Annotated in this window: 24 protein-coding genes, 1 tRNA gene, 1 riboswitch and 1 other annotated feature (1 of these 27 running past the window's edge); of the genes, 8 read left to right on the plus strand and 17 right to left on the minus strand. The window is 56.1% G+C overall.

Annotation, left to right across the window (positions count from 1 at the left end; translation table 11 throughout):
- Nucleotides 1-22, minus strand: a sequence feature (ribosomal protein L10 leader region) (it extends 135 nt beyond the left edge of the window).
- Between the two features lie 62 nt (nt 23-84).
- The 6 genes from rplA to rplS form a co-directional block, all read right to left on the minus strand.
- Nucleotides 85-801, minus strand: coding sequence for a 50S ribosomal protein L1 (gene rplA, locus IQ254_RS05520; RefSeq protein ID WP_193965192.1), 717 nt, complete (start codon nt 799-801; stop codon nt 85-87).
- Nucleotides 802-893: 92 nt separating this feature from the next.
- On the minus strand, nt 894-1,319 hold the full coding sequence (gene rplK, locus IQ254_RS05525; protein WP_193965168.1) for a 50S ribosomal protein L11: 426 nt from the start codon (nt 1,317-1,319) through the stop codon (nt 894-896).
- 3 nt (nt 1,320-1,322) lie between these two features.
- Nucleotides 1,323-2,018: a transcription termination/antitermination protein NusG gene (nusG, locus tag IQ254_RS05530; RefSeq protein ID WP_193965169.1), complete on the minus strand. Its 696-nt coding sequence runs from the start codon at nt 2,016-2,018 to the stop codon at nt 1,323-1,325.
- Nucleotides 2,018-2,266 (minus strand): preprotein translocase subunit SecE, encoded by a 249-nt coding sequence (gene secE / locus IQ254_RS05535; protein ID WP_193965170.1) that lies wholly within the window; start codon nt 2,264-2,266, stop codon nt 2,018-2,020. Before secE ends, nusG begins: the two co-directional genes overlap by 1 nt.
- A 225-nt stretch (nt 2,267-2,491) precedes the next feature.
- Nucleotides 2,492-2,564, minus strand: a tRNA-Trp gene (locus IQ254_RS05540).
- Between the two features lie 42 nt (nt 2,565-2,606).
- Nucleotides 2,607-2,972 carry a 50S ribosomal protein L19 gene (gene rplS, locus IQ254_RS05545; protein ID WP_193965171.1) on the minus strand — a complete coding sequence of 122 codons (366 nt, stop codon included), beginning with the start codon at nt 2,970-2,972 and terminating at the stop codon, nt 2,607-2,609.
- Nucleotides 2,973-3,167: 195 nt separating this feature from the next.
- Here rplS and IQ254_RS05550 point away from each other — a divergent pair, with 195 nt between their 5' ends.
- The 4 genes from IQ254_RS05550 (at nt 3,168) to ppk2 (ending at nt 9,130) form a co-directional block, all read left to right on the plus strand.
- Nucleotides 3,168-5,399, plus strand: a complete 2,232-nt coding sequence (locus IQ254_RS05550) for a GAF domain-containing protein (protein ID WP_193965172.1) — start codon at nt 3,168-3,170, stop codon at nt 5,397-5,399.
- Nucleotides 5,400-5,450: 51 nt separating this feature from the next.
- Nucleotides 5,451-6,134 (plus strand): DUF2301 domain-containing membrane protein, encoded by a 684-nt coding sequence (locus IQ254_RS05555; protein WP_193965173.1) that lies wholly within the window; start codon nt 5,451-5,453, stop codon nt 6,132-6,134.
- Nucleotides 6,135-6,154: 20 nt separating this feature from the next.
- The gene (locus tag IQ254_RS05560) at nt 6,155-7,531 is read left to right on the plus strand and encodes a cytochrome P450 (protein ID WP_193965174.1); all 1,377 of its coding nucleotides are present in this window, start codon (nt 6,155-6,157) and stop codon (nt 7,529-7,531) included.
- Nucleotides 7,532-8,149: 618 nt separating this feature from the next.
- Nucleotides 8,150-9,130 carry a polyphosphate kinase 2 gene (gene ppk2, locus IQ254_RS05565; protein WP_193965175.1) on the plus strand — a complete coding sequence of 327 codons (981 nt, stop codon included), beginning with the start codon at nt 8,150-8,152 and terminating at the stop codon, nt 9,128-9,130.
- Nucleotides 9,131-9,574: 444 nt separating this feature from the next.
- Here the strand turns inward: ppk2 and IQ254_RS05570 are convergent, their stop codons facing one another.
- The 6 genes from IQ254_RS05570 to IQ254_RS05590 all read right to left on the minus strand — a co-directional run bounded on the left by IQ254_RS05570 (nt 9,575) and on the right by IQ254_RS05590 (nt 13,680).
- Nucleotides 9,575-9,799, minus strand: coding sequence for a DUF433 domain-containing protein (locus tag IQ254_RS05570; RefSeq protein ID WP_193965193.1), 225 nt, complete (start codon nt 9,797-9,799; stop codon nt 9,575-9,577).
- A gap of 73 nt (nt 9,800-9,872) precedes the next feature.
- Complete coding sequence (locus IQ254_RS33465; protein ID WP_369011291.1) at nt 9,873-10,163, minus strand: DUF3303 domain-containing protein; 291 nt, start codon at nt 10,161-10,163, stop codon at nt 9,873-9,875.
- 127 nt (nt 10,164-10,290) lie between these two features.
- Nucleotides 10,291-11,634, minus strand: coding sequence for a TldD/PmbA family protein (locus IQ254_RS05580; protein ID WP_193965176.1), 1,344 nt, complete (start codon nt 11,632-11,634; stop codon nt 10,291-10,293).
- 105 nt (nt 11,635-11,739) lie between these two features.
- Nucleotides 11,740-11,955, minus strand: coding sequence for a hypothetical protein (locus IQ254_RS33470; RefSeq protein ID WP_278000302.1), 216 nt, complete (start codon nt 11,953-11,955; stop codon nt 11,740-11,742).
- Nucleotides 11,955-12,155: a hypothetical protein gene (locus tag IQ254_RS05585; protein WP_193965177.1), complete on the minus strand. Its 201-nt coding sequence runs from the start codon at nt 12,153-12,155 to the stop codon at nt 11,955-11,957. The genes IQ254_RS33470 and IQ254_RS05585 overlap by 1 nt, the downstream gene beginning before the upstream one ends.
- Nucleotides 12,156-12,195: 40 nt before the next feature.
- Nucleotides 12,196-13,680: a TldD/PmbA family protein gene (locus IQ254_RS05590; protein ID WP_193965178.1), complete on the minus strand. Its 1,485-nt coding sequence runs from the start codon at nt 13,678-13,680 to the stop codon at nt 12,196-12,198.
- Between the two features lie 410 nt (nt 13,681-14,090).
- Between IQ254_RS05590 and IQ254_RS05595 the strand changes: the two genes are divergently transcribed.
- Nucleotides 14,091-14,519: a response regulator gene (locus tag IQ254_RS05595; RefSeq protein WP_313887377.1), complete on the plus strand. Its 429-nt coding sequence runs from the start codon at nt 14,091-14,093 to the stop codon at nt 14,517-14,519.
- Here IQ254_RS05595 and IQ254_RS05600 read toward each other — a convergent pair.
- Both IQ254_RS05600 and IQ254_RS05605 read right to left on the minus strand, forming a co-directional pair.
- The gene (locus tag IQ254_RS05600) at nt 14,516-14,911 is read right to left on the minus strand and encodes a DUF2294 domain-containing protein (RefSeq protein ID WP_193965179.1); all 396 of its coding nucleotides are present in this window, start codon (nt 14,909-14,911) and stop codon (nt 14,516-14,518) included. The genes IQ254_RS05595 and IQ254_RS05600 overlap by 4 nt on opposite strands.
- A 231-nt stretch (nt 14,912-15,142) precedes the next feature.
- On the minus strand, nt 15,143-15,868 hold the full coding sequence (locus IQ254_RS05605; protein ID WP_193965180.1) for a response regulator transcription factor: 726 nt from the start codon (nt 15,866-15,868) through the stop codon (nt 15,143-15,145).
- A 214-nt stretch (nt 15,869-16,082) separates the two neighbouring features.
- Between IQ254_RS05605 and IQ254_RS05610 the strand changes: the two genes are divergently transcribed.
- Nucleotides 16,083-18,209, plus strand: a complete 2,127-nt coding sequence (locus IQ254_RS05610; protein WP_193965181.1) for a PAS domain S-box protein — start codon at nt 16,083-16,085, stop codon at nt 18,207-18,209.
- A 123-nt stretch (nt 18,210-18,332) separates the two neighbouring features.
- Here IQ254_RS05610 and IQ254_RS05615 read toward each other — a convergent pair whose 3' ends face one another.
- From IQ254_RS05615 to IQ254_RS05625, 3 genes are all read right to left on the minus strand, one after another.
- Nucleotides 18,333-19,934: a DEAD/DEAH box helicase gene (locus IQ254_RS05615; protein WP_193965182.1), complete on the minus strand. Its 1,602-nt coding sequence runs from the start codon at nt 19,932-19,934 to the stop codon at nt 18,333-18,335.
- A gap of 198 nt (nt 19,935-20,132) precedes the next feature.
- Complete coding sequence (locus IQ254_RS05620; protein WP_193965183.1) at nt 20,133-20,363, minus strand: hypothetical protein; 231 nt, start codon at nt 20,361-20,363, stop codon at nt 20,133-20,135.
- A gap of 226 nt (nt 20,364-20,589) precedes the next feature.
- Nucleotides 20,590-22,089, minus strand: a complete 1,500-nt coding sequence (locus IQ254_RS05625; protein ID WP_193965184.1) for a sodium:solute symporter family protein — start codon at nt 22,087-22,089, stop codon at nt 20,590-20,592.
- Between the two features lie 93 nt (nt 22,090-22,182).
- Nucleotides 22,183-22,332, minus strand: a riboswitch (guanidine-I (ykkC/yxkD leader).
- Between the two features lie 488 nt (nt 22,333-22,820).
- Between IQ254_RS05625 and IQ254_RS05630 the strand changes: the two genes are divergently transcribed.
- Nucleotides 22,821-24,161 (plus strand): hypothetical protein, encoded by a 1,341-nt coding sequence (locus IQ254_RS05630; RefSeq protein ID WP_193965185.1) that lies wholly within the window; start codon nt 22,821-22,823, stop codon nt 24,159-24,161.
- 35 nt (nt 24,162-24,196) lie between these two features.
- A complete protein-coding gene (locus IQ254_RS05635; RefSeq protein ID WP_193965186.1) occupies nt 24,197-25,342 on the plus strand; it encodes a DUF1822 family protein in 1,146 nt (381 codons plus the stop codon).
- Nucleotides 25,343-25,427 lie beyond the last annotated feature (85 nt).

Here is a 25,427-nt window from a genome sequence, read left to right on the forward strand (position 1 = left end):
ACGGTCGTCTATGCGGTTGTAGGGAATAGCTCGTCTGTGGGTCTCCTGGTTAGTTTGGGTAAAACTCACACGACCTGGATAGGTCTAGGCTGCTTCGGTCAGCTTAAAGTCGCGCAGGGCGTTGACATCCAGCCGAATAGATGGCCCCATCGTGGGCGCGATCGCCACTGTACGCCAATAGCGCCCCTTAGCGCCCGAAGGCCGGTTGCGATCAATGCACTCTTGCAGGGCTTTGAGATTCACCAGCAGATCTTCGGCACTAAAGTCAGCCTTGCCAAACATAACATGAACAATGCCAGTTTTGTCGGCCCGAAACTCTGTCTTACCTGCTTTAAACTCGTTAATAGCCTGAGGTAAGTCAAAGGTAACCGTACCACCCTTAGGGGAGGGCATGAGACCACGGGGACCTAATTGACGACCTAGCTTAGCGACCTGAGGCATCACGTCAGGGGTGGCGATGAGCACGTCAAAGTCCATCATGCCTTTCTGAATTTCGTCGATGAGTTCTTCAGAACCCGCCAAGTCAGCCCCAGCAGCGGTAGCCTCGGCTACCTTTTCACCCTTAGCAATAACGGCAACGCGAATGGTCTGCCCCGTGCCTTTGGGCAAAATTACAGTGGTACGCAGCTGTTGGTCGGTGTACTTGGGATCGATACCCAACCGAATGTGGGCTTCAGCCGATTCCGAAAACTTGGCGGTAGAAATTTCCTTCAGTAACTCCAAAGCTTCTAAAGGCTCATAGAGTCGGTCTTCTACCTTGGCCTGGGCATCGCGCAGGCGCTTGGATAATTTAGCCATGATAAATCTCCTTGGGGTCAAACGAAGCCAGGCCTCTCCCCCGTAGTGTGAACAATCGAAATATGGTCTACAGGAAAACTCTCAGGGACGGTGGCCTAGTCGGCAACCGTAACCCCCATGTTGCGAGCGGTGCCCTCAACAATATTCATCGCTGCATCGATATCATTGGCGTTGAGGTCAGGCATTTTAGTCTCAGCAATTTCTTTGAGCTGAGCCCGGGTGATAGAGCCCACTTTTTTGGTACGAGGTTCGCCAGAGCCCCGCTCGATACCAGCCGCCTTTTTGATCAAAACAGAGGCGGGCGGCGTTTTGAGAATAAACGTAAAGCTGCGGTCTTCAAAAACCGAAATCTCTACGGGCACCACCAGACCCACTTTATCTTGGGTGCGGGCGTTGTACTCTTTGCAAAACGCCATGATGTTGACCCCATGCTGACCCAAGGCCGGGCCAATCGGGGGAGCTGGGTTCGCCTTGCCGGCAGGAATAGCCAGCTTAATTAACGCTACGACTTTCTTGGCCATTAACTAACTCTCTTTTTCCACTTGATTAAATTCCAGCTCTACTGGGGTATCGCGCCCAAAGATAGACAGCAAAGCCTTGAGCTTACTACGCTCGGGGCTAACCTCAACGACTTCGCCCTCAAAGTCTTTGAACGGACCTGACAGCACAGTGATCTTGTCGCCAGGAGCCATATCAACTTTGACCACGGGCTTTTGCTCTTCGGCCCGCTTAAAGATGCGCTTGACTTCGCTCATGCCCAGGGGCATTGGCTTGACGTGGCCACGACCACGTCCGTAGGCGCGGCGCTGCTCGGCTCCCACAAAATTAATGACATGGGGCGTATTTTTGACCACTGACCAGCTCTCATCATCCATGAACATACGCACCAAGACGTAGCCAGGAAAAACCTTCTCTTCAATGTTTTGTCGAGAGCCATCTTTGCGGAGCTTGACAGCGGGGGTCTGGGGAATCTCGACCTGGAAGATGCGATTGATCACATCTAAAGTGCTAATTCGCTGCTCAAGGTTCATTTTGACGCGCTTTTCACAGCCAGATGCCACCTGGACGGCATACCAGCGGGCCTTGCGCTGGTAAAACTTAGCGGCTTCTGCATCAGCACCGTCGCCCTCGTTAGCCTCAGGAGCCGCTTGAGAGTCACTCTCAAGTTCAGCATCCAACGCATCGTCATCGTAATTGAAATCTTCTGAAGTTAGCGTCATTAGAATACCTGCCCTGAAACCCACCCAAATAGTCGGTCGACAAGGTAAATCACTGTCGCAGAGAGACTAACCATCAGAATGACAGCGGCAGACTCGCTAATTAGCTGCTGTCGACTTGGCCAAACTACCTTGCCCAGCTCTTCTTTAGTGCCTTGAAGAAAAGCACCGACGCTAAAGCCATCCTCAGATGTGGCTTGGGCACTGGCGGCTTTACCTTTTGATTCGATTGCGGCGTCTTTTTTAACCACTGGCTTGGCTCCTGTTGGCGCTTATCCGAACTGACTGATTGGGAAAAAGGCGTTGGCAAAGCCAATCTCACCAATCAATAAGGCTTGGGCTCAGCAAATTAACACCTTGGCCTGCTTGACCCTATTTTGCTCTAAAAGAAGTAGGGAGCGACAATACTCAAAGTCTCAGGCTGCTCCGGATGACAGAAGCTTAAGTACTTGAACATTGTCGCTACCACAACTCAGCGCGCCCTGGAGGACTCGAACCCCCGACATCGGGTTTTGGAGACCCGCGTTCTACCAACTGAACTAAGGACGCATGGAGCCAGGTGCCGTGCACTGAGACTCAACCCAATCAATTCTAGTTGATTGGGCGATCGAAACGCTGCTTGAGGCGAGTTGCCTTGCCGACGCGATCGCGCAGATAGTAGAGTTTGGCACGGCGTGCCTTACCCCGACGCAACACGGTAATACTGGCAACCTTGGGCGCATGCAGCAGGAAGACCCGCTCTACACCAATCCCCTGGAAGATTTTTCGTACCGTGATGGAACGATTAATACCGCCGTTACGCATGGCGATAATAGTGCCCTCGTAGGGCTGAATCCGCTCTTTACCCCCCTCCTGAATCCGCACGCCAACACGAATCGTGTCACCGACGTAGATAGTGGGCAGGTCAGTCTTTAACTGCTCCGCTTCAATCGAGCGGATGATTTCCTCTGCGTTCATAGGGCCTGCAAATGTGCACGGTCTATGATTATAGACTATAGAAGGCGTTTATTGATAGCCCAGGCCAACGTTTTTCTGGGTTGGTCATTATGGGGCGTGAAGCTGGGCATTCTATGGTGGCTTTGGGCATAGTGTGATTGGCATGGTGCCCCGTTTTCTACACTAAACTCAATCAGCCCCGGTTATTCCCCGGTTATGTCTAACCTACCCGTTGCCCCACTATCTGCCGAGAGTGTTTCGCCCCCGGCTAAGGAGCTGGATGCGATCGCTACCCCTGTGTGGCTGATCGACCAACAACACCGCTGGCGTTTTTTGAATCGGGCCTCTACGGTGCTGCTAGGGGATAGTTTAGCGGCTCTAGTGGGGCAGCCGCTGGTTGAAATCTTGGGGCCAACAGTAGCCCAAGACATCGCTACCGCAGGGCAGCAGGCCCTGGCCAGCGGCCAGGGCCAAACCCAGACTGTGACGATGAGCGATCCCGCTGGGGAGTCTCACCATCTGGCCGTGACCATCCACCCCTTTTTGACCACTGGCGGTGAGGCGCTACTGATGGCGACCCTACAGGACATGACCCCGCTCCAGGAGGTCGAGCAAACTCTACAGCGACAGTCGGAGCGGGAGCGGCTCTTGGGAGCGATCGCCCAGCACCTCCTGCAATCGATCAACTCTGAGGATTTGCTGCAAACAACGGTCAACGAGGTGCGTCGCTTTTTGCGCATCGATCGGGTGCTGTTCTATAGCTTTGACCCTGATTACAACGGTGTCGTTGCTGAGTCAGCTAGCGACACCCTGCCAACGGAGCAAACCACAGACCAAGCCGATTTAAGCTTCATGACCGCCGATTTGATGCGCTATCGCCAGGGCGAGATGGAGGTGATCGATGATATTGCCACGGCAGACCTGCCCCCTGCCTACCGAGAGCGGTTTGCCCAGGCCCAGATTCAGGCTTGTCTGAGTGTCCCGATTGTACAGGGAGAAGAAGCTCTCTACGGTCTGGTGTGCGCCCTCAACTGCAGTAGCCCCCGCCCTTGGGCCAGTTGGGAAATTGAAACCCTGCGCGAGGTCGCCACTCAGGTGGGCGGGGCGATTAAGCAGGCCCGCCTATATCACCAGGTACAACAGCTGAATACCGACTTAGAGCGGCAGGTCACCCAGCGTACTGAGCAGTTGCAAACAGCCCTAGAATTTGAGGCCACCCTCAAGCGCATTACCGACCGGGTGCGCGACAGCTTAGACGTCAACCAGATTATGCTGACGGCGGTAAAAGAGCTGACGGAAGCCCTGGACGTTAAAGGGTCTAACACCTCGCTGTATGACTTAGAGCAGGGCACCTCGACCATCTATTACGAGTACAACAGCTCTAGCCCGTCTTACCAGGGGCGGGTGGCGCTGATGGAGGCGTTTCCAGAGGTATACCACCAGCTACTAGACGGGCAGTACTTTCAGTTTTGCTCGGTAGAGCCCAACCCGGTGCGGGGCTATGTGGCGATGCTGGCCTGCCCGATTGTGGATGATCGGGGAGTGCTGGGGGATTTGTGGCTGATCAATGGCCGTGACTACGGCTTTAACGACATTGAAATTCGTCTGGTGCAACAGGTGGCCAACCAATGTGCGATCGCAATTCGTCAGGCCCGTCTGTATCAGGCAGCTCAGTCGCAGGTGGCCGAACTCGAGCGCCTCAACACGCTCAAAGACGATTTTCTCAGCACGGTTTCCCACGAGTTGCGTACCCCGGTTACCAGCATGCGAGTCGCCCTGCAGCTGTTGGGGGCCACTCTCAACCAGGAATTTGACCTCACCGCCGATCTGCACAAACCCAAGGAAGAACAATCCCGCATTGGCCGCTATTACAACATTTTGCAGGAGGAGTGCGAGCGCGAGATTAGCTTAATCAATGACCTGCTCGACCTGCAACGGCTCGATGTGGGCAATCATCCGCTACAGCCCGAGCCCATTTTGCTCGACACCTGGCTGACGGGGTGGATCGACAGCTTTGTGACCCGGGCTAGAAGCCGCAATCAAACCCTGACTCTGGCCACGGCCTCAGCCCTGCCTGTGATCTACAGTGACCTGGCCAGCCTGGAGCGGGTGCTAGCCGAGTTGCTCAACAATGCCTGCAAATACACGCCCCCCGGCGAGCATATTCACCTCACGGTGCACCCCCATGCCACCCAGCCCCAGGACTATGTATGTCTGGTATTAACCAATACTGGCGTCATGATTCCGGCGGCGGAAATGACCCGTATTTTTGATAAGTTTTATCGAGTACCCAGTGCCGATCCCTGGAAACAGGGGGGCACCGGCCTGGGGCTAGCGCTGGTGAAAAAGCTGATACTTCACCTGGGCGGCGACATCGAGGTGACCAGCGACTCCAATCAAACCTGCTTTACGATCATGCTGCCGATTCAGCCGGCCCTGACTCGATAGCCGCTGACCCGATAGGATAGGAATAGGTTTCTCATCCTGAGGTTAAACGCTATGGACAGTGCCGCCCCCGAAGCAACCCCTGAAGCAACCGTCGTCTACTCGGGGCAGTTTGGCGACTACACCATTACCGCAGGCGATCGCCGGGGGGTAGTACTCTACCGAGCCGGTCTAATGGTTGCGGCTCTGGCCTTTGGAGTGGGTAGCGCGATCGCGCTCTTTTTCAACCAAACCCCTGCTCTGGTACAGGCTATCAGCCTCCTCTACACGGTGTTTTGGCTGGGGCTAGGGCTGAGTTTAGCGACCATTCACATTTACCTGGTGCCGCTGCATCGGCTGTTGCAGGGGGTCTGGCTAGTGGGCGGGTTAGCCTCTCTGGTGCTATCTCACCGCATTGATGGCCCGCTGGCCCAGACGGTGGTGGAGCAACCCCAGGTAATTTGGGGGCTAGGGTTTACCTTTGTGGCCCTGACCGGCATTTTCTTTAAAGAGGCCTTCTGTTTTGACCGGCTGGAAACTAAGCTGCTGACGCCGCTAGTACCGCTGCTGCTCATGGGGCACCTGCTAGGTTGGTTACCGCTGGAGGCTGAACGGGGATTACTGGCCGCCTGGGCCGGTCTATTTTTGGTATTTGCGCTGCGCAAAGTTGTGCAGCCCATCGTGCCGGACATTGGCGATAAGTCGGTGTTTGCTTACCTCAAACAGCCGCGATCCTCTGCCCCGAGCTCGTCTCTATAGCTCACGGGATACCCCTTTCCATGGCTGCTCTTCCTGGTTCTAAAGCGCCTTTTTGGCGGCGGGCACCCAAGCTCATACTGCGCCCGCTGGACTACTTTGAAGACAACTATCGCCGCTACGGATCGGTGTTTCAGGTGGGGGCCTCTTCCCCACCCTCGATCTATGTGGCTGACCCGGTCGTGATTCAGGGAATTTTTCAGGCCGATGCGGCTCAGTTTCACGTGCCGGCCCAAAATGTGGGCAGCGGATTGACCTTCTTACTGGGCAACCAATCGCTGCTGCTGCTGGACGGGGAGCGCCACCGCCGCCATCGGCGGCTGTTGATGCCGCCGTTTCACGGCGATCGCATGCGGGCCTACGGCGATGTCATCTGCACCCTGACGCAGCAGGCGATGGCCGATTGGCACCCAGGTCAGGCCTTTAACCTGCGGGCCGCGATGCAGGATATTACCCTGCGGGTGATTCTCAAGGCGGTGTTTGGCTTGGCCGATGGCGATCGCTACGATCGCCTCCGCCAGTTACTCAGCCAGCTACTAGAGGGGCTGGGCACGCCCCTGAGCGCATTTTTTATTTTCTTTCCGGGCCTGCAGCGTGATCTGGGGCCCATGAGCCCCTGGGGGCGGTTTGTGCGCATCAAGGCCGAAATTGATGCCTTGATCTACGCCGAGATCGACGATCGCCGCCGTCATCCTCACCCTGACAGTACCGATATTCTCTCGTTGATGATCAGCGCCCGCGACGACCAGGGCCAGCCCCTCAGCGATGGCGAGCTCCACGACGAGTTGATGACCCTGCTGGTGGCGGGCCACGAAACCACTGCCTCGGCCCTGACCTGGGCGCTGTATTGGGTGCACTGGCTGCCCGAAGTGGGCGATCGCGCTCACCAGGAACTCGATCGCCTCGGCCCCGACCCCGACCCCCTCGCCATGGCTAGCCAGCCCTACCTGACCGCTCTCTGTCAGGAGACCCTGCGCATTTACCCGGTCGCCCCCACCACGGGCATTCGCATCGTCAGCGAGCCGATGACGGTGGCGGGCTATGAGTTTCCGACCGGGGCGGTGCTGTTTCTCAATATCTACCTGGTGCACCACCGCGAAGATCTATACCCCGAGCCAGACAATTTTAGGCCCGAACGATTTCTAGAACGGCAGTATTCAGCCGCTGAGTTTTTGCCCTTTGGCGGCGGCCATCGCAGCTGCATTGGCATGGCCTTTGCCCTGATGGAAATGAAGCTGGTGCTGGCCACGGTGCTGCGTCAATGGGATTTGGCTCTGCCGGAGCGCGATCGCCGTCTCCTTAAACCCGTGCGCCGGGGGCTGACCCTAGCTGCCCCCGGCCATCTACAACTGGTGCCTACCGCTCGCCGGGTAGTACCGCCGCAGGCGGCTTTTGCCTGAAAGGGTTGAACCCCCGGGTAGAGCTCACCCTAGGGCTAGGGAGCCAAGCGATCCGGAACGGTGGACATATTTCAGCCTTTGGGTACTAGTACTCTGAGGCGGAAATAACCCAGCTGTTTACTCACGCGGAAACCCTTATGAGACCTGGGGTTCCCGTTCTGCCTTCTGCCTTCTTACTTCTGCCTTTCAGTACTAGGAAGAGCGCCAAAAACGTCAAACGGGCACCGTGCCAGGGCAGATGGGGTCGCAGCGCAGCTTGAATTCGGCTCATCTCGTTCATCAGGAGGGTGATGCTAGAGCATCGGTACAGGATGGCTAAAAACCCGGTTTCTTTGTCACTGCCCTAACGGCATGACTGGCATTCTGGCCGAGAAACCGGGTTTCTGTACCGGCGTTCTAGGGGTGTGGTAATTTCTAGCTCATCTCCTCACCCCTGGGCTGGTCAAATTCTCTTCAGCGCTAGCCCTCTGCTCTTATTCAAATTTTGTCCCTTTACCTTGAACTTTTGTTATTGCATTAGGGGATGGTGGTATCGGTTACATCTAAACTGTGGCTCAGTTTCTATGCTTAGCTAATAAGTAGTTGCTACCTCAAAACCAGGCGATGATAAACCATGGCATGACGGATAACGGTGCTGCCGTTGACACCTCAGAACAACCTCTCCCTAAAGCACCTTCGACTAAAAAAGACAAGAAATCCGCTAAAAAAGACAAGAAAGCTGCCAAAAAGAATGAGCTAAAAACCAAGCAACAGAAAAAGAAAAAGCACAAAGGCTCAGAGCGAGAAGTCTTTATCCATCTCTCTGAGGCGGAGGGCAGCTCAAAACTACCCAAAAAGTTTTATGAGCACGAGCTGGCTCGCTTACAGGTAGAGCTGGTCAAGATGCAGTATTGGGTTAAACATACGGGCACCCGCATCGTCATTCTGTTTGAGGGACGTGATGCGGCCGGCAAAGGGGGCACGATTAAACGCATTACCGAGCCTCTCAACCCTCGGGGGTGCCGGGTAGTGGCCCTGGGCACACCCAGCGATCGCGAAAAAACTGAATGGTACTTTCAGCGCTATGTCGCGCACCTGCCCGCAGCGGGGGAAATTGTCTGCTTTGACCGCAGCTGGTATAACCGGGCCGGGGTCGAGCATGTGATGGGGTTCTGCACCGATGAGCAGTACCAGGAGTTCATGCAAACCTGCCCAGAGTTTGAACGCATGTTGGTCAGATCCGGCATTATTTTGCTGAAGTACTGGTTTTCGGTCAGCGACGACGAACAGGAGCGGCGCTTTCAATCTCGCACAACCGATCCGGCCCGGCGCTGGAAACTAAGCCCAATGGATTTGGAGTCGCGCGATCGCTGGGCAGAATATTCCCAAGCTAAAGACACCATGTTTGCCCATACCAATATTCCTGAAGCCCCCTGGTTCACCGTCGAAGCCGACGATAAAAAACGGGCGCGCCTCAACTGCATCAGCCACTTTTTGAGCAAAATTCCCTATGTTGACATGACGCCAGAGCCCCTAGAACTCGCCCCTCGCAAGCGTGCCCCCCAGGGCTATGTGCGCCCCCCTCTCAACGAGCAGTTTTTTGTTCCCCAGCAATATTGATAGGAAGATACATCGCTACTGCAATGGTTAGCTTGCTTGAACAGAGATAGGCGATCGCAGGGGCGGTTAAGTTGCGAGGGAGTAGGAATCATCTAAAAGTGCCCCCGCAGTGTTCGTTTAAGGCAGGGGCCTGACTAATAAACCTGTTGTGAATTTAGGCAATAACCGTACCTTCAAGAAACCTCTCACACCGTCGAGCAATGACCGCTTGCTTCGAGCCTTGACCGGGCTGAATCTCAAAGCCTTTGAGACGTTATTGGTCGCAGAGATGCTGCTCTTGAAACGGGTTTATCCTTAAACCAGTTTCTGGAGGAAGGTCCCTATAGCTGGGAGCAGGTATTTGACGAGGGGTTTCCTGAGAGGCTTGGCCACACTACTCTGCTTTAGAAACAACCCCGCAGTGATGCATCGCTTTGCGAATGCACCCTACGAGCAAAAGCAATTTCACAGCGATGCTACAAACAACTTCCTCTCACGATCTGCCGCAAAAGCAAGACAAGCTTTGATATCTTCTGAGGTGAGTTCCGAAAAATCTTCTAGAATTTCTGCTTCGGTCATTCCACCTGCTAGATATTCAAAGATATCGTACACAGTGATTCGCATTCCCCGAATACATGGCTTGCCACTGCGCTTTCCAGGCTCGATCGTAATAATGTCTTGGTAGTTTATAAAATGCTATGAGGGAAAAATATCTGCTTAACATTATACCGAAACTTTTTTCTGCCGCAGACAGAGAATACTTCTAGAGTTTATCTGCAATATGCTGAGCAGCCTCTGCCGAAGTCCTCACTGGAATGATTTCAAAATGACCGAGATCGCTCCAAGCTTCGATCCAAACCTCGAACAAGGCTAGGTCATCCGTTCGCATTAGCTGGAAGCACCGGAAATAGTCTAAATCTATCCAACTGTCTACATACTCAAGACCGGCTGGCAATTGACGACCACGATCGCGGGCACGACGGTAAATATCAACAGCCGCTCCTGCATTGAAATATTCGATTTCTGCGGAACCAAACCGGAGGCGTTTAGATATCGGCTAGGCAAAGCGACCGAGTGGCTGGGTCAGCCCCCATCTCCATCGGGCGCAGCGGCAAGTACATTGGCGTGATTACCTGCAGGCGAGGCAGGCGATCGCAGAGGCGATCGCGTCAAGTCAGCCCCTAGCCTTCTCCGGTAATCGACAGGGCATCGACCCAAATGCGCGGGCACAGACCGCCAGGGGTGATCTCAACTTCAGGCTCTACATGGACGATCGCCTTCAGCAAGTCGCGGAAGTCGCCCGCGACGGTGGCTGATTCGATGCTGGTAAGCTTGCCCCCATTCACCAACCAGCCATCGAAGGGCAGCGAAAACGACCCCTGGAGCGCATTCACCCCAGCGTGGAGCGCCTGCACATCGTCAATGAAAATTACGTTCTCGGCGTTGGCTAGGGTGAACTCGTCGCTGGCGGCCACCCCCGGCAGCACCTGGTAATAGCTGGGGCTAACCGACACCTTGGCCCCAATGCTGGCGTGGCCCGTGGGGCTAGCGCCCATGCGCTTGGCCGTCCCGGCACTGTGCAAAAACTGGCTCAGCACCCCCTGCTCGATGATCGGCACCCGGCGGGTAGGCGTGCCCTCGCCGTCAAAGGTTTCGGCGCTGACATTTTCAGGGTGCAGGGCGTCGTCATACACCGACAGTAGCGGCGAGGCCACCACCGTACCCAGAGAATCTGCCGTTGACAGACTGCGATTGTCCAGAATGCTCTGGGCGTTGTACATATTCGAGAATGCCCCTAGCAGGCTTAAGAATGCCTCCCCCGAAAACACCACCCGGTATTTGCCCGAGGCCACCTTGTCGTAGTCGAGGTGGCTGATGGTTTTTTCGGTGGCTTCTTTCAGACAGCCCTCAATATCCAGTAGCGGCAGCCCGCGATCAACCCGCATGGCTCCGGCAGAGCGGGGTTTGCGGCCCTCCTGCTCGGTCTTGCTGTAGAGATAGAGCGAGGCGTAGGAGCGGGCCTCATGGCGTAACGCCCCGGCGCTATTGAGGTAAAAGCGATCGATATCTCGCTGGGCCAGACCGTTGTAGGGCACACTGGCGATCGCCGGATGCGCCCCCAGCAACTGCTTCTCCACATCCACCAGGGTCGAAATCAGGTCGCCCACGGGGGCAGGGGGTACCGTTTCCACCTGCACGTCGGCGGTGGGGGCCACCGATTCAGGGCTAAAGTCGGGAATATGCTCGCTGACCCCAAAGGCGCTGGCCTCCTGGGCCGTTTGCAGGGCCAGATCCATGCCCAGCGGGTCCACATCGCTGGTGGAAGTCACCCCCACCTTGCCGTCGGGGTTCCACACCCGCACAATCACGCTGGAGCGGTTTGACGCCTTGACCTGCTTGGGGTCGCCTTTGTCGACCTGCACGCTGGTTTCGTCCACGGAAGAGCCGTAGACGTCGTATTTAGAAATACCGAGTTTCTTAGCGCTAGATTCCGCGTAGGCGGCGATGTCTTGAATGGTAGGCATAGGGGTGGATGGGTAGGGGGTGGATGGACGAAAGGGTAAAGGAGATTAAAGGTGGGGTTTCTACAGGCGGCTGATCAACTGGTCATATTCAGCATGAGTCCCGATCTAAAACCAGGAGATGCCGTTTTCAACTGCTACGCCTAAAGCTCGATAGCTCAGGCCTGCTCGAACAGACCAATAATTTTTGCCTAGTTTCTTAACGTGCAAGGATGGATGAGATGGATCGGTTTTGAGCAACTTGTAGCATTCATCAGCCGTGCGTTGCATATGCTCAGGGAGGACGTTGTAGCATTGCCAGAATCGTCGCGTGGCATAGTGCATTAAAGTTCTCGGCAGTAGCCCGCTTCAAATTCAGCGATCGCCTCCTGAGCAAAGGCGTCTAGCTTGCCGTCTGAAATGTCCTGCTCTAGCTGCTGATCCCAGCGCTCGTAGTCCAGATCAAAAAACCAAGCCCTTAATTTGTCAAATTCGCTGGATGGCAGTGAAGCGATCGCAGCCTCAATTTGTTCAAGGTTTGACATCGGCGCATCTACCTCCCTAACTCATCCACCCCTTTATTCTTTACCGGCCGCCGACGGTGATGGAGTCCACCTTCAGGTGGGGCTGTCCGACGGTGACGTAGATGCTGCCGCTGATCGAGCCGCAGAAGCCAGCGGCCAGGTCTAAATCATTGGAGCACATGGAAATTTTGTCCATGATTTCGGTGGCTTCGCCGATTAGGGTGGCACCCTTGAGGGGTTTGGTCACCTGGCCATTTTCGATCAGATAAGCTTCAGAAACAGCGAAGTTGAACTGGCCGGTGGCGCCGACGCTGCCGCCGCCCATCTGCTTGCAGTAGATGCCCTTTTCGACCGAGGCAAACAGCTCGTCCAGCGAGTAGTCGCCGGGGGCGATGTAGGTGTTGCGCATGCGGCTGGCGGCGGCGTAGGTGAAGCCCTGACGGCGACCGCTGCCGGTGCGGGGGTGGCCGGTGCGCATGGAGCCCGCGCGATCGCTCAAAAAGTTCTTCAAAATGCCGTTCTCGATTAGCAGGGTGCGCTGGGCGGGCATGCCCTCGTCATCCATGTCAATGGTGCCAAAGGCGTCGGGCGACAGGCCCTCATCCCAGGCGGTGAGGTTTTCGTGGGCGATCTTTTCGCCCTTTTTGTCAATAAAGGGGGTGGTGCCCCGCTCAATCTGGGTGGTTTCGAGCAGGTGACCACAGGCCTCGTGGAAAATCACGCCGCCAAACTTGTTGGCCATGATCACCGGGTAGGTGCCCGACTCGACGTAGTCGGCGTAGAGCATTTTGCCCGCCGACTCAGCCACGTTGGCGGCAGCAGATTGGTAGTCCCACCCGCGCAGAAAGGCGGGGTCGCTGGTGTCGCCAGCCCGCTGGCCAATGGAGGAACGATGCTCGCCGTCGGCGCAGAGCAGGTTGTAGCCCACCGACTGGGTGAGGCGAATGTCGCGGGCAAAGGTGCCGTCGCTGGCGGCTACCAAGACCTCTTGCCAATCGCGGAAGTAAACGGCACGCCGCGATTGGGTATGGTTGGCGGCTTGAGCTAGTGCATCGTTGGCGGCCAGCAGCACATCGCCCATCTCCTGCATTGAACTGCACTGGGCTAGCCAACCGTCTTTGCCCTTTGCTGTGGCATAGTCGCGCAGCAGTTCTAAGTTGATTTCAGCCAGGTGGGTATGGGGGCCAGGCAGGGTCAGCCCCATAATCGCCAGGGCTTTATCTAGAGACGCTTTGAGGCCGTTAAAGGTGAGATCGTTGGTGCTGACATAGCAGTCGGCTTTACCCAAAAATACTCGCACCCCGGCTCCAGTCACCAGCCGGGGCGACAGGCTGGTGATGGCATCGTCTTCGGCTTGGCAACTAATGTAGTTGCTGCGCTCTAGGAAAAACTCAACAAAGTCAGCTCCAGCGGCGCGGCCCAGACCCAGCAGGGTCGAGAGGGTGGCCTCCCAGGCAGCGTCGAAACGATCGCGCGGGGCTGAATAATCTTGCTGAAGTAAATCGTTAGTCTTAATCAGCGGGAGCGGCAAGGGGGCAACCGTCATGCAGAGAATCCTTGATGGGTGATGGGAATACCACTGGAACCTCCTTAGTCTAACAAACCTGCCTCAATCAAGCGGCGATCAGGTTCAGCCCCCGCGATCGCGGGGGATCAGCCCAGCAGTGAGGATTGGAGGAATGCGATCGCGATTGAAAATTTTCTCTGCGCAGCCATGCGATCTGCCGTTAGGCCGTGCTAGTATCAACTTGCATTAAGCAAATCTAAAGATAGATTTTGTCTAGCTCTGCACCGGCCACTCTCTGCTCAATACAGGGGTTAGGGCTGCGGCAGACCTGAGTACTTAGATGTAGCCAATCCTTTCCCGTGCTCTTCGACCACCGGTGGAATGCCTATCTGAGGGTATAGCTAACGCTAACCCCATGGTGTTTGGCCCCAACAAGGAGAGTGCTTCCTGTGGTTGTGCAAAATTTAGTTCTTCCTCGCTCTGTCGATTATCCCTCTGTGCCTAGGGTGCTTGTGGTGGATGACGATGACGACAGTCTCATGCTAATGGGTTACATCCTCGAGCAGTTCGCTTGCGATGCCTGCTTTGTCGTCGATGGTCTGGCAGCCCTGGTGGCGGCCAGGCGCGATCGCCCTCAGTTAATCTTGGCCGATATCTACTTGCCATGTATGGATGGCTATGACCTCATTCGACAGCTCCGAGCCGATGGCAGTACCCGAAAAATTCCGGTGGTGGCCGTTACGGCGTTGGCTGGCCAGAGCCATCGCGACAAAATTCTCGCCGCTGGGTTTGACGACTACATTAGCAAGCCATTCCTCATCCAGTCCCTAGAGCAGTTGGTACAACAGTTTATCGGTCTGCCTAGCCCAGCGGCTTAGTCCTGGTTTTTGGCGGCGCGCACGTCTGGTGGGGCCGAGAGAATTACCACAATGCTAGTGCGGCCGGTCGCCAGAGTAGAGTCGGTCAAAATGTCTTCCACCTGACGAGCTAAGGTGGTTTCGACCAGGTCGATAATCTGTGGGCGCAGAGCGGTAGCCAGGTCATCCCTCACCTGTTCTGCCAACTCTGCCTGACCCTCTTCAATTAAAAGCTGTTCAGGCTTAGTGACCGATTTTTCAACGATCAGCAGCAGCTTTTCTTCGAGAATTTGACAGGTAATTTTGCCAGGGGCATGACCGAGCTGTTCGCGATACAACCGCTGAAATTGCTGGCTCAAATTCCGCTGGAGCTGCCCCAAAGTTGGGGGCGATGATGAGGTGTCGGCTGCCATAAGAACCTGTCGAGACGCCACCATTGACAACAGGCCGCTATCAAGGCCCACGGTCGATGGTAAAACTATTAAACCATTACTCAATGACGACAGAGCCTAGAGCATCGGTACAGGATGGCTAAAAACCCGGTTTCTTTGTCACTGCCCTAACGGCATGACTGGCATTCTGGCCGAGAAACCGGGTTTCTGTACCGGCGTTCTAGGATTAAATTCTAGGCTTCAAGCTTAGGCTTAGGTCACTAGACCCGATCGCAGGGCGCGGACGGCAGCTTTGGTGCGATCGTCAACGCCCAGCTTGTTGAGAATGCTACGCACGTGGGTTTTAACGGTACCCACCGTAATGTAGGAGCGCTCGGCAATTTCGGCATTGCTACACCCGCCCACGATCAGTTCTAAAATCTCTAGCTCTCGGTCGGTCAGTGGATAGGACTCTAAAATCTGCTCAAACTCAGGCTCTATAGCCTCAATTGTAACGGTGCGATTACCCATGGCAACCGCACCGGCAGAGGTTGTGCGTACCTGACGCAACACCACGCTGGCGACGGCGGGGTCAATCCATGAGTTGCCTTCGTAGGTTTCGCGCACAGCTACAATTAGCTCGTCAAGCTCGGTTTGCTTCATGCAGTAGGAATCGGCCCCGGCGGCAAAGGCCGCCATAACGGCAGCTTCGCTGTCATGCATGGTCAACATCAGAACCCGAGTAGGGCTTTTCTCCAGATCAGTTTGGGTTTGGCGCAGGCGCTCGACTAACTCAATGCCGTCAATGTCGGGCAAACCAATATCGACAATAGCAATATCAGGATGCTCGGTTTCAAGCAGGCTGAGACCTCGGCTACCACTGGCAGCTTCGCCCACTATCGTCATGCCTGGGCTGCGCTGTAGGGCTGCTTTTAGGCCTAGACGAGTCAGGTCATGATCTTCAATCAGTACAATGCGAATGTCTGGAGTGTCTGTCATAGATAGTGCTCGTAACGAGGCATAGGAAGATTTTCGGGGGCTGGATGTTCTAACCTGCCCAATCTTGGAATAGCGCTAGTAGCCTGACACGTATCTTTGGGCAGGTCTATGGTGAGTCGGGTCTCTACCTCAGGATAGACTCTGCCAGGCACAGAGGCGTGTTATGCCAGAAGCATGAACCCACGTTTAATGATCGTTGGCAGAGGAGTAGACCATGGTTGAGTATGCACAGGCTCTTCTGTCGGGGCCATACATTCCCCATGGGCACTGCTACCTATGGCAGCCAGGGCTGGTGTGGTTGCATCTGCTGTCAGACAGCTTGATTGCCCTGTCTTACGGGTTGATTGCTGGTTCGCTGGTTTATTTCATTCAAAAGCGGCCCGATGTGCCGTTTAAACCGCTATTTTGGCTGTTTTCGGCCTTTATTGTGGCCTGCGGTGCGACTCACTTACTGGCAGTGTGGACGCTGTGGTTTCCTACCTACTGGGTGTCAGGGGCGACGAAGGCAGTGACGGCGCTGCTGTCGCTGGCCACAGCGCTAGAACTGTTACCGCGCCTGCCCCTAGCCCTGGCCATGCCCAATGCCACTCAGCTTTTAGATCTCAATCGAGCCTTGCAGGTGGAGGTCGGGGAGCGCAAGCAGGCCGAGGCTAGCCTACGGGCTGCCGAAATGGAGGTACGCGAGCTCAACCAGACCCTGGAAGACCGGGTGCAGCGCCGCACCGCCGAGCTAGAAGCGGCCAACCAGCAAATTGAAACTCTATTGGAGCAGGAGCAGCAGGATCGAGCCAGACTGCAAACCGCCAAAAACTCGCTGCAGGAAACGGCGGAGCGGCTAAACCTCGCTCTGAGTGCAGCCCAAATGGGATCGTGGGATTGGTACCTCGATACTCAAGTTCAGGTTTGGTCGCCCCAAACCGAGCGCATTATGGGCCTCACCCCTGGGACGTTGCCCCAGACTGCTGAAGTCTGGGCCGAGCGAGTGCATCCTGACGATTTGCCTGGCATCAATGCCCTGGTTGAGCAGGCGAGCGCCACCCAAGGCGAGTTTAAGGGGCAATACCGTCTCCGCTGGCCCGACGGCAGCTGGCACTGGATCAATGGCTGCGGTCGGGTGGTAGCGGTCAAAGACGGGCAAAGTCAGCGGATGGTCGGGGTCATGCAAGACGTGACCAAGTCTACACAGGCTGAGCTGGCGCTGCGAGCGAGCGAAAGTCGATTTCGGGCGGTGTTTGAGCAGGCAGCGGTGGGTATGGCCCGCCTCAATCTGCAAGGGCAGTGGATACAGGTCAATCAGAAGCTGTGCGAGATCTTGGGCTACCAGCCTGAAGACCTGATCGATCAGCATTTTCAGGCCATTACCTACGAGGCTGATAGCTCCCAAGATGAGCGCTATTATCAGCAGCTTATGACCGGAGCACTGACCTACTGCCAGTTTGAAAAGCGCTATCGGCGCAAAGATGGCTCCCTCATCTGGACCTTGGTAACGGTCTCGGTCGAAAGCGACGATATCGACGGCCCCATCGCCATGATTGCCATTGTTGAAGATATCGGCGATCGCAGGGCAGCCCAAGAAGAGTTGCGGCACCGGGCCGACGAACTAGCTAGCACCAACCTGGTGCTAGCCCACACCACCGCCCTACTCGAACGCCGCAACGCCGAACTCGACCAGTTTGCCTACGTAGCTTCCCACGATCTCAAGGCTCCCCTGCGAGCTATCTCTAACCTGGCCGATTGGCTTGGAGAAGACCTGGAAGGGCAAATTCCAGAGGAAAATCGACACCAGCTGGATCTACTGCACAGCCGGGTACAGCGGATGGAAGGTCTGATCAACGGGCTGCTGGAATATTCGCGGGTGGGTCGTTGTCAGCGCCGCATGGTGGCCATCGACCTCAACGGGTTGCTGAGTGATGTGGTCGATTCTCTGGCGCCGCCCGGCCAGTTTCAGGTGCAGATTCCGCCTGGGTTACCCGCTCTCTATAGTTACCAAACGGCCCTGGGCCAGGTGTTTGCTAACCTGATCGGCAACGCGATTAAGCATCACCATCGCAACCAGGGCACCGTGCGGATCACTTGGCAAGATCAGGGTAAGTGGCTCGAGTTTGCGATCGCCGACGATGGCCCCGGCATTGCCCCCCAGTACCACGACAAAATTTTTACTATCTTTCAGACTCTCAAGGCCCGCGACGACTTTGAGAGCACCGGCGTGGGTCTAGCGGTGGTCAAGAAGTTGGTAGAAGCCGAAAATGGGCGTGTGTGGCTGACCTCCACCGTCGGTGAAGGCACTACCTTTTACTTCACCTGGCCGTTTCTCAAAACCCCACCGGTTGAAAATCCCTAGTACTCGAAGGCTGAAATATATCCACCGTTCCGGATCGCTTGGCTCCCTAGCTCCCCTGCTCCCTAGCTCTAAGAAATAGTATCTAAACTTGCGCCGTGGAGTACTAGCCCCGTGAAGCCTTTTCTATAAAGCTTGGCGCAGCGTTACCAGCCGCTGAAAGCTGCCGGGGCCGCACTCTTTCTCGAACTCCTGTACAGTCCAATCTGGGCGTTTTCCAGCACGTTTAGCGCATTTTTGCAGGTATTCTAAAAACTCTAGGGTCTGTTCTTGACTCGGACGTACACCCAGAACTGAACCCAGGCACCATTCCTGCTTGGGAAAGCGGCCACAATGACGTTTAAATAGACCTATAGCGGCATCAGGAGAATTCCCATCGCAGATCCGCTTACCACTTTTAAGCCAACGGGTATAGGCATTTTGTCTCTGTCCATGGAATAACTTTTTCAGGATAGAAACATCGTCAATCTGATGGGCTTGCTGGATCGAATAAACTTCGACCAAATCCCCTAGGTTAAGAACTCGCTCAGTAATCCACTGATGATTGCACTCTGGACATTGAACAACAAAAGACAGCACCATGTAACCACATTGGGGGCAAGGTTTCTTTGGCGGCGGACTGCCGCCACCAGTACTCTGTTGTTGTACCGGCAGATGGTAGTCCTTAATGTCTTCGGGAAAGCCCAGACGTTCCAGGTTGCCCGCCTGATCGAGAATAATGCCGTACTGCTTGCCGGTCTGGGGCGAGATCCGCATGACTCGGCCAATTTGTTGCAGGTGCAATGCGCTGGATTGCGTTGGCCTGAGCATTAGCCCCACCTCGACGCTGGGCTCGTCAAAGCCGATGCTGATCACGTTGCAGGAGGTGAGCACGAGAATTTTCTCGTGCCGCAGGTCGCTGTACATGCGCTTGCGATCTTTGATCGGGGTGCCCCCTTCCACCGTGTCGGCAGTAATGCCAGCGGCACGAAAGGCATCGGCTACGTGGCGGGCGTGCTCGATATCCACACAGAAGGCGATGGTGCGTTTGCCAGGGCAGAGCCGCCGCCATTCCTGGACAATTTTGTCGATTAGTTCGGGGCGATCGCAGGCATTCTTCAGCCCGGCTTCGTCGTAGTCGCCCCGCACGGTCTTCACTTCCTTGAGGTTGGCCACCCCGTCGGGGGGCATGCTGTAGTACTTCATCGGGGCCAAAAAGCCCCGCTGTTGCAGGTCGCTAGGTACCGGGGAAGCCACTAGGGTATCCATAACATCGCCCAGCTGTTCTTTGCCCAGGCGCTCAGGGGTAGCCGTCATCACCAAGTGCACCGCATTGGGGAAGGTCTTGAGCACCTTCTTGCCCACCTGGCTAAACAGGGTGATGTGGCCCTCATCGTAAAACACCACGTCGGGCACCCACTGCTGCCACCAGCGCCGCTTTGACATGGTTTGAATGCTGGCAATCTGAATCGGCGCATCCCGATTTTCTTCCCATCCCGCCTTGATGAAGCCGCAGTGCAGGCCGAAGGATTTCATCTTTTCGTAGGTCTGGCCCACCAGCACGTCTAGGTGCACCAAAAACATCAGCCGCTTGCCCGCCCCCTCGGCATGGGCGCAAATCTGCCCGCTGATGACGGTTTTGCCCGCTCCGGTACCGGCGACGATCGCCACTCGCTTATGCCCCTCGTTGAGCTTGCGGTAGAGGTCGTTGATTAGGTCAACCTGGTAGGGGCGAAGTTGGGGAGGCATAGCGGGCGATTTTGGATTGCGGATTTTAGATTTTGGCTTGGGAGTCAGCCCCCAAAATCCAAAATCCAAACTCTAAAATCCATAATAAACCAGTACTACCTTACGCCCTCCGAATCAAGGCTGGCGCTATGATGCCGGTACGTGACACGACTTGGAAGGTTACGCCGAAGGTCTACATTTTGGGCAGAGTTATGGAGTCTAAGCAGGCATCAGCACCTCCAGCACCTCAGCGACGGATTGTCCCTGGTCGAAGCAGGCTTTGGCCAACAGCAAGAGCGGCTCTAAAGCCTCTCGGGCGAGACCATAGCGATTACGTTTACATGCAGTTACCCACACTGCCGTCAGCCTGACAACCGCAACGAAACCTTTGAACCCGGCGATTTTGCCGATTTCATTGCGCCCATTATCAAAACCCTGAACCTCTACCAAACGCAGAATGTCGATCTGCGAGTCGTAGCGCAGCAGTTCAAAACGCTGGATTTATTTCACCATGCTTCTACCGGCTATATCTGGCTTGCTGCTGTTGTTGTAAATCAGCCTCAACGAGGCTGTGCAACATAGGGGGCAATATCTTCCCGGTATAGCCGCAAGAGATTGAGCAAAAAAAAACCTCGGGCAAAGGCCAGGGGCTTTAGAGTCGGGCGAGGAGCTTGCTTTAGAGCGATCGCACCCCTGCCATAACCTCAGCTCTCTGCTGCTCAGCACTCAGCGGCTTGTAGGTGAGCTTCGATGCCAACACAAATGCAATCAGGCCCAGAATAGGGCTAATCAGCGTTGGGAAGCCGTCAAAATCTACCGTAAACAGGCTGTTGGGAAAATACAGCAGCGTATTGTCAACCCCAAACATCGTCGGCATCAGCGTAAACATCAGCAGACGGGAAAGGGAACCTACCGCAATGCAGGCCAGCGCCCCCTGCTGCGTTGCCTTAGACCAAAACAGACCGCCAATCAGCGGCACCACCAACCCCGCAAAGCTCATGTCAAAGGCCAGCAGCAGCAGCACTCCGGTCTGGGGCACCTTGAGGCCCAGCACCACCCCCAGCACTGTAATTACAATTGCCATCAAGCGGGTGATCAGCAGCAGCCTGTCACCGCCCGCCCCGTGAGAGGTGGCATGGCGAATGCCCAGCACGTTGTGGGCCAGCACCGACGACGTACCCAAAATTGCGCCATCGGCGGTCGAGAGCGAAGCCGACAAAATGGCCGCCAGCACCAGCAGGCCCAGCAGCGGCGGAATAACCCCTTCCAGCATGGCAAACAGCACCGGGCCATCGGGGGTAATGCCCGCCTGGCTGAGAATGCCGTTGGCCCCCAACGCAATTACCGAGAAGGGCATGCCCACAATCAGCGTGCCCGCCGAGGCAATAAAGCAGGCCCGTTGAGCGGTTTCTGGGCTTTCGGCGGCAAAAATGCGGGCCATAAAGTCAATCGCCACCATGTTGCCAAAGCCCAGGGCAATAATGCTGGCCCAGTTAATTGCCGCACCAGAACTCACGGCGGTGAGTTGATCCAGCGCTCCAGGCCCCATGCCGGGGTCAACGGTAATGCCAAAGTTAGCCACCACAAAAATCAGCAGCCCCCAGGCCCCCACCAGGGCAATCATCACCTGAATAAAGTCGGTGTAGGCCACCGCAAACAGCCCGCCCGACACCGTGTAGGCCAGCACTAAAACGGCCAACAGCGTAATGCCACCCACGTAGCTGGTGCCCAAGAAGCTCTCAAACATGTAGCCGCCTGCCACCAGGTTGCCCGCCAGCAAAAATGAGAAACTGACGCACATGATGCAGGCGGCAATCACCTCTACCGTGCGACCATACTTGACCCGGTAAAAGTCGGGGATCGTAATCAGCCCCATGCGGTTCATGGGCTTGGCCAAAAATAGCCCCGTCAAAAACAGACAGAGCGACAGACCCAGGGGCAGCGCCGCCCCGGCCCAAAACCCAAACGCCGAAGAGAGATCGGTATTGCCCAGGGTGGCATTAGAATCGACCGACTGGGCCATCAGTGTCGCCGCGGCTAGCGGCAGCGCCAGTCCACGACCTGCGACTAAAAAGTTGACGCTATCGCCCTTAATTTGCTGCGAGGCCCACACCCCAATGCCCAGCGTACCGAGCAAAAAGGCAATGATGCCGTAGGAAAACACGCTATGTTCCATACTGTTTCGGCTCCTGAACTATATTCATGACTATCGAACAGCAGATACTAGAAAGCCCAGGAGCAAAGCGGCAGCTCTTGCGGAACTACGCTTATCTCCCGGGCTTTTATCCCTCCGTGAACCGAGCTAGAACAGGCTATAGCGCCTACTCGGCTGCACCTCTTGGACCAGTCACTTAGTAAACGCAAAACCAGACTCTGTCTGCCCTTGCATGCCTAAATCGGAACCCTAGATGCCTTGCTCTTAAGTTTTTCTAGCTGTAGCTAATTCACTCGATCAAAATGCATCACTGCACTTTATGCATTAGCAACGTTAGGTATCAGTCAGCACGTAGCTTTAATAAGCTTGGTTCTACCAATTGGCCAACAGACAATAAGTATCAGTCACTACGGTTGCCGTCACATTGTGTCAGCGTTTCATTACTCATGCAGTTCCATAGAGAATTTCGCTTGATGGGCGATCGCAGTCAACCGGCTTTTCCTCTAGCCAGTATAAGGAGCATCAATGCCGTCTCTGTCTTGATCCAACTGGGTCAGATTCATTCCCCAAGGATAAAACTGTTCTGCGAAAGGCCTCATGTATTGATGCCAATATTGGGATTGAATAAGTCGGAAGGCTTCAGCAATAGTTAGGTGTGACCCCGACGGGAGGGACTCTCCTAGCGCGATCGCTCTAAATTGGGCAGTCTCAGATCAAGGCCCACCAGTCGCATTTCGCTCGCCGGAACTGCCATGAATACTGCATTTCGATACTGGCGTTTAGTTCGGCTTGACAGCGCTGGCCGCTGTCGCACTCAGACCCTGGCGCCAGTGCAAACCTGGCTCAGGGCGACCTTTTCAGGGGTGATTGACGCGCCTGAAGGTGCTGATCAGCAGCTTCTGACTGCTCTTGTGGAGGTTTATCGAGCTCCTGGGGCCGAGGCTGAGCTGGCGCAGCTCAGCCTGCGCTGCTATATCAGCCATCAAATTCGTCAGGTCTGTCTACAGCTTGCCCATCAGTTTGGCGAACACTATGGCTTTAACGCCGCCGATTTGTTTCCCCTGGTGCTGGATGACGATGGCCAGCGATCGCCCCAATATCGCCCCCTCAGCCTGGAGATTTTAGACACCTACGACCCGACTAAAGCCCAGCTCAACACCTGGACCGCTCGGCTGGTGAAAACCCACCCCGACCTGGACCGGGCCTTGCTAGAGCGGGGGCTCTACCGGGCGAGCGACTGGGCAATTTTGAACGACACCCGCACCGACCAGCTACAGCGGATTTTGCGCCAGTATCACCTGTGCAGCGACGCCGAAATTGCCTTGGCGAGCCAGCTCCTCCAGCGCTATCACCAGGTCTATCTGACGGCGCGAATCGAGCAGTACCGCGCTGGGAAACGAGGCCGTTGTCGCCCCCCCACCCCAGAGCAGCTCAAGCGCATCGACCCGCAGCATGAGGCCAGCGATGTGCTGCTGCGGCTGAAGCAGCTGGCGGCCCAGCTGCGGCAGTATCGAATCCACGCCCGTGGGGGAAACGTGACGCTCTACAATCGAGACTTTCCCATTGATCAAGGCTGGGCTCCCCCGGCTGAGGATGACGCGGATCAGGCGGCCTTTTTGGCAACCTACCAGCAGGTGCTCAGGGAGAGTTTAGACGCTGTTTTGACGCAGGTGATCCAAACCCAGGTGACCCGGCTCCAGATGCGCACCCCGCCCAAAGACCAGGCCTACGTGCAGGGCCTGCGGTTGTTCCACTGCGTCGGACTCGCCATGGGCAAGCTCGCCCCGCAGATCGGCTTATCCACCCAGGTGCAGGTCAATCGCCTGCTGCAGCTGAAGCGGCTGCGGGCTGACGTGCGGTATCTGCTGATTCCTCAGCTGGTTGAGCGGGTGCGATCGCAGGCGCTGGACTATGTTTCTGCCGAACAATTGCAGCAGATCGACCGCACCCTGGAGCATTTGCTGACTGAAAACGTGGATCAGCTGATTGGCGAAGCGGCCAGTGAAGCTCAGGCCCCTCAGCGGACGGGTAAAAGCCTGTTTGCCCATCGGCTATGTCAGACCATCCACCGATTTATCCCCAATCATGCGTGATGATTATGTTCTCCTCCTCCCCTCCATCTAAGGTTATGAGTCCATCCAGAGAGTTCCAGGATTTTGAATTTGACCCGCTGCTGACGGCCACCGTGATGCTGCCGCCAGCGGCGATCGACTGGGCGATCCAGGTTTCTCAAGCAGAGCCGGTGTCTGACGTGTGGTCAGATTTCTTGAGGGCGCTCTCGCTCAAGGGGTTTGAGCAGTGGCTAGCGGCAGGGGCCCTCGACCTGGCGATGTATTACGACCCGGAGCAGGCCCCGCCTGTGGGGGTTAACTGTCGAGTCGGCGACTTTCGCCTGTGTTTGATCGCCCAGGGAAGTCTCAGCGATGAGGTGGTTCGCATTGCCAAATCGACGGTGGAAGTTCCTGACCAGTTCGCTCACCTGTATGTACTCCTGGAAGTGCGGGAGGAGATGGGACAGGTGACGATTTTGAGCAGTCTGCGCCGCGATCGCCTCCTCACCCTCCAGCAGGCCTCCCCGCTAGGGCTCAACCCTGATGACACCTACAGCGTCCCGATTCACGCTTTTGATGCCGCTCCAGAAGAGCTGCTGCTCTACCTGAACTGCTTGAATCCCGAGCAGCTAGCCAGTCCCGCTGCCGGCACCGCGCTGGCTGCCGTCGAGGGTGACCCCAGCGCAGAAAGCCCGTCCCCAGCAACAAGCGTCATCAACGTCGGGCGCTGGCTCCAGAATCAGCTCGGGGCGATCGCCGACCAGCTCGCCTGGACCCTGCTGCCCCCCCTGCCCCAGCTAGAAGCAGCCATGGCGATGCGCAGTCTCGCCGCCGATATCAAAAGCGTCCTGACGGAGCTTTCCCCCGCGGTCACCCTGCCGCCCAACGCTCGAGGTGCCTACACCAACTGCCAGGCCGTCGGGCTACCCTTTCGGCTCTACGCCTTTACCTGGACGCTGCTGGAAACAGATGTGCCAGAGTGGTCGCTGCTGCTGCTGCTAGGCCCGGTTGAAAACAGCCAGCTCCCGCCCGGCATGGGGCTGCTCATCCGCGACAATAATTCGGTGCTGGTGGAGCAAACCCTGGAACCCGATTCTGCCGCCACCTATCTATATGGGCAAGTCGTCGGTCGCCAGGACGAGGCCTTCACCGTTACGGTAGAGCTACCCAATGGTTCGACCCTGAACTGGCCGCCGTTTGTGTTTGGCATGGGAGAAGGGTAGAAGGCGTGATGGGGTGATGGGGTAATGGATGGTTTTTACTCCCCCACTCCCCTATTCCCTCCTCCCTATTCCCTATTCCCTATTC

This window comes from Nodosilinea sp. LEGE 07088 (assembly GCF_015207395.1).
Taxonomy (GTDB): Bacteria; Cyanobacteriota; Cyanobacteriia; order Phormidesmidales; family Phormidesmidaceae; genus Nodosilinea.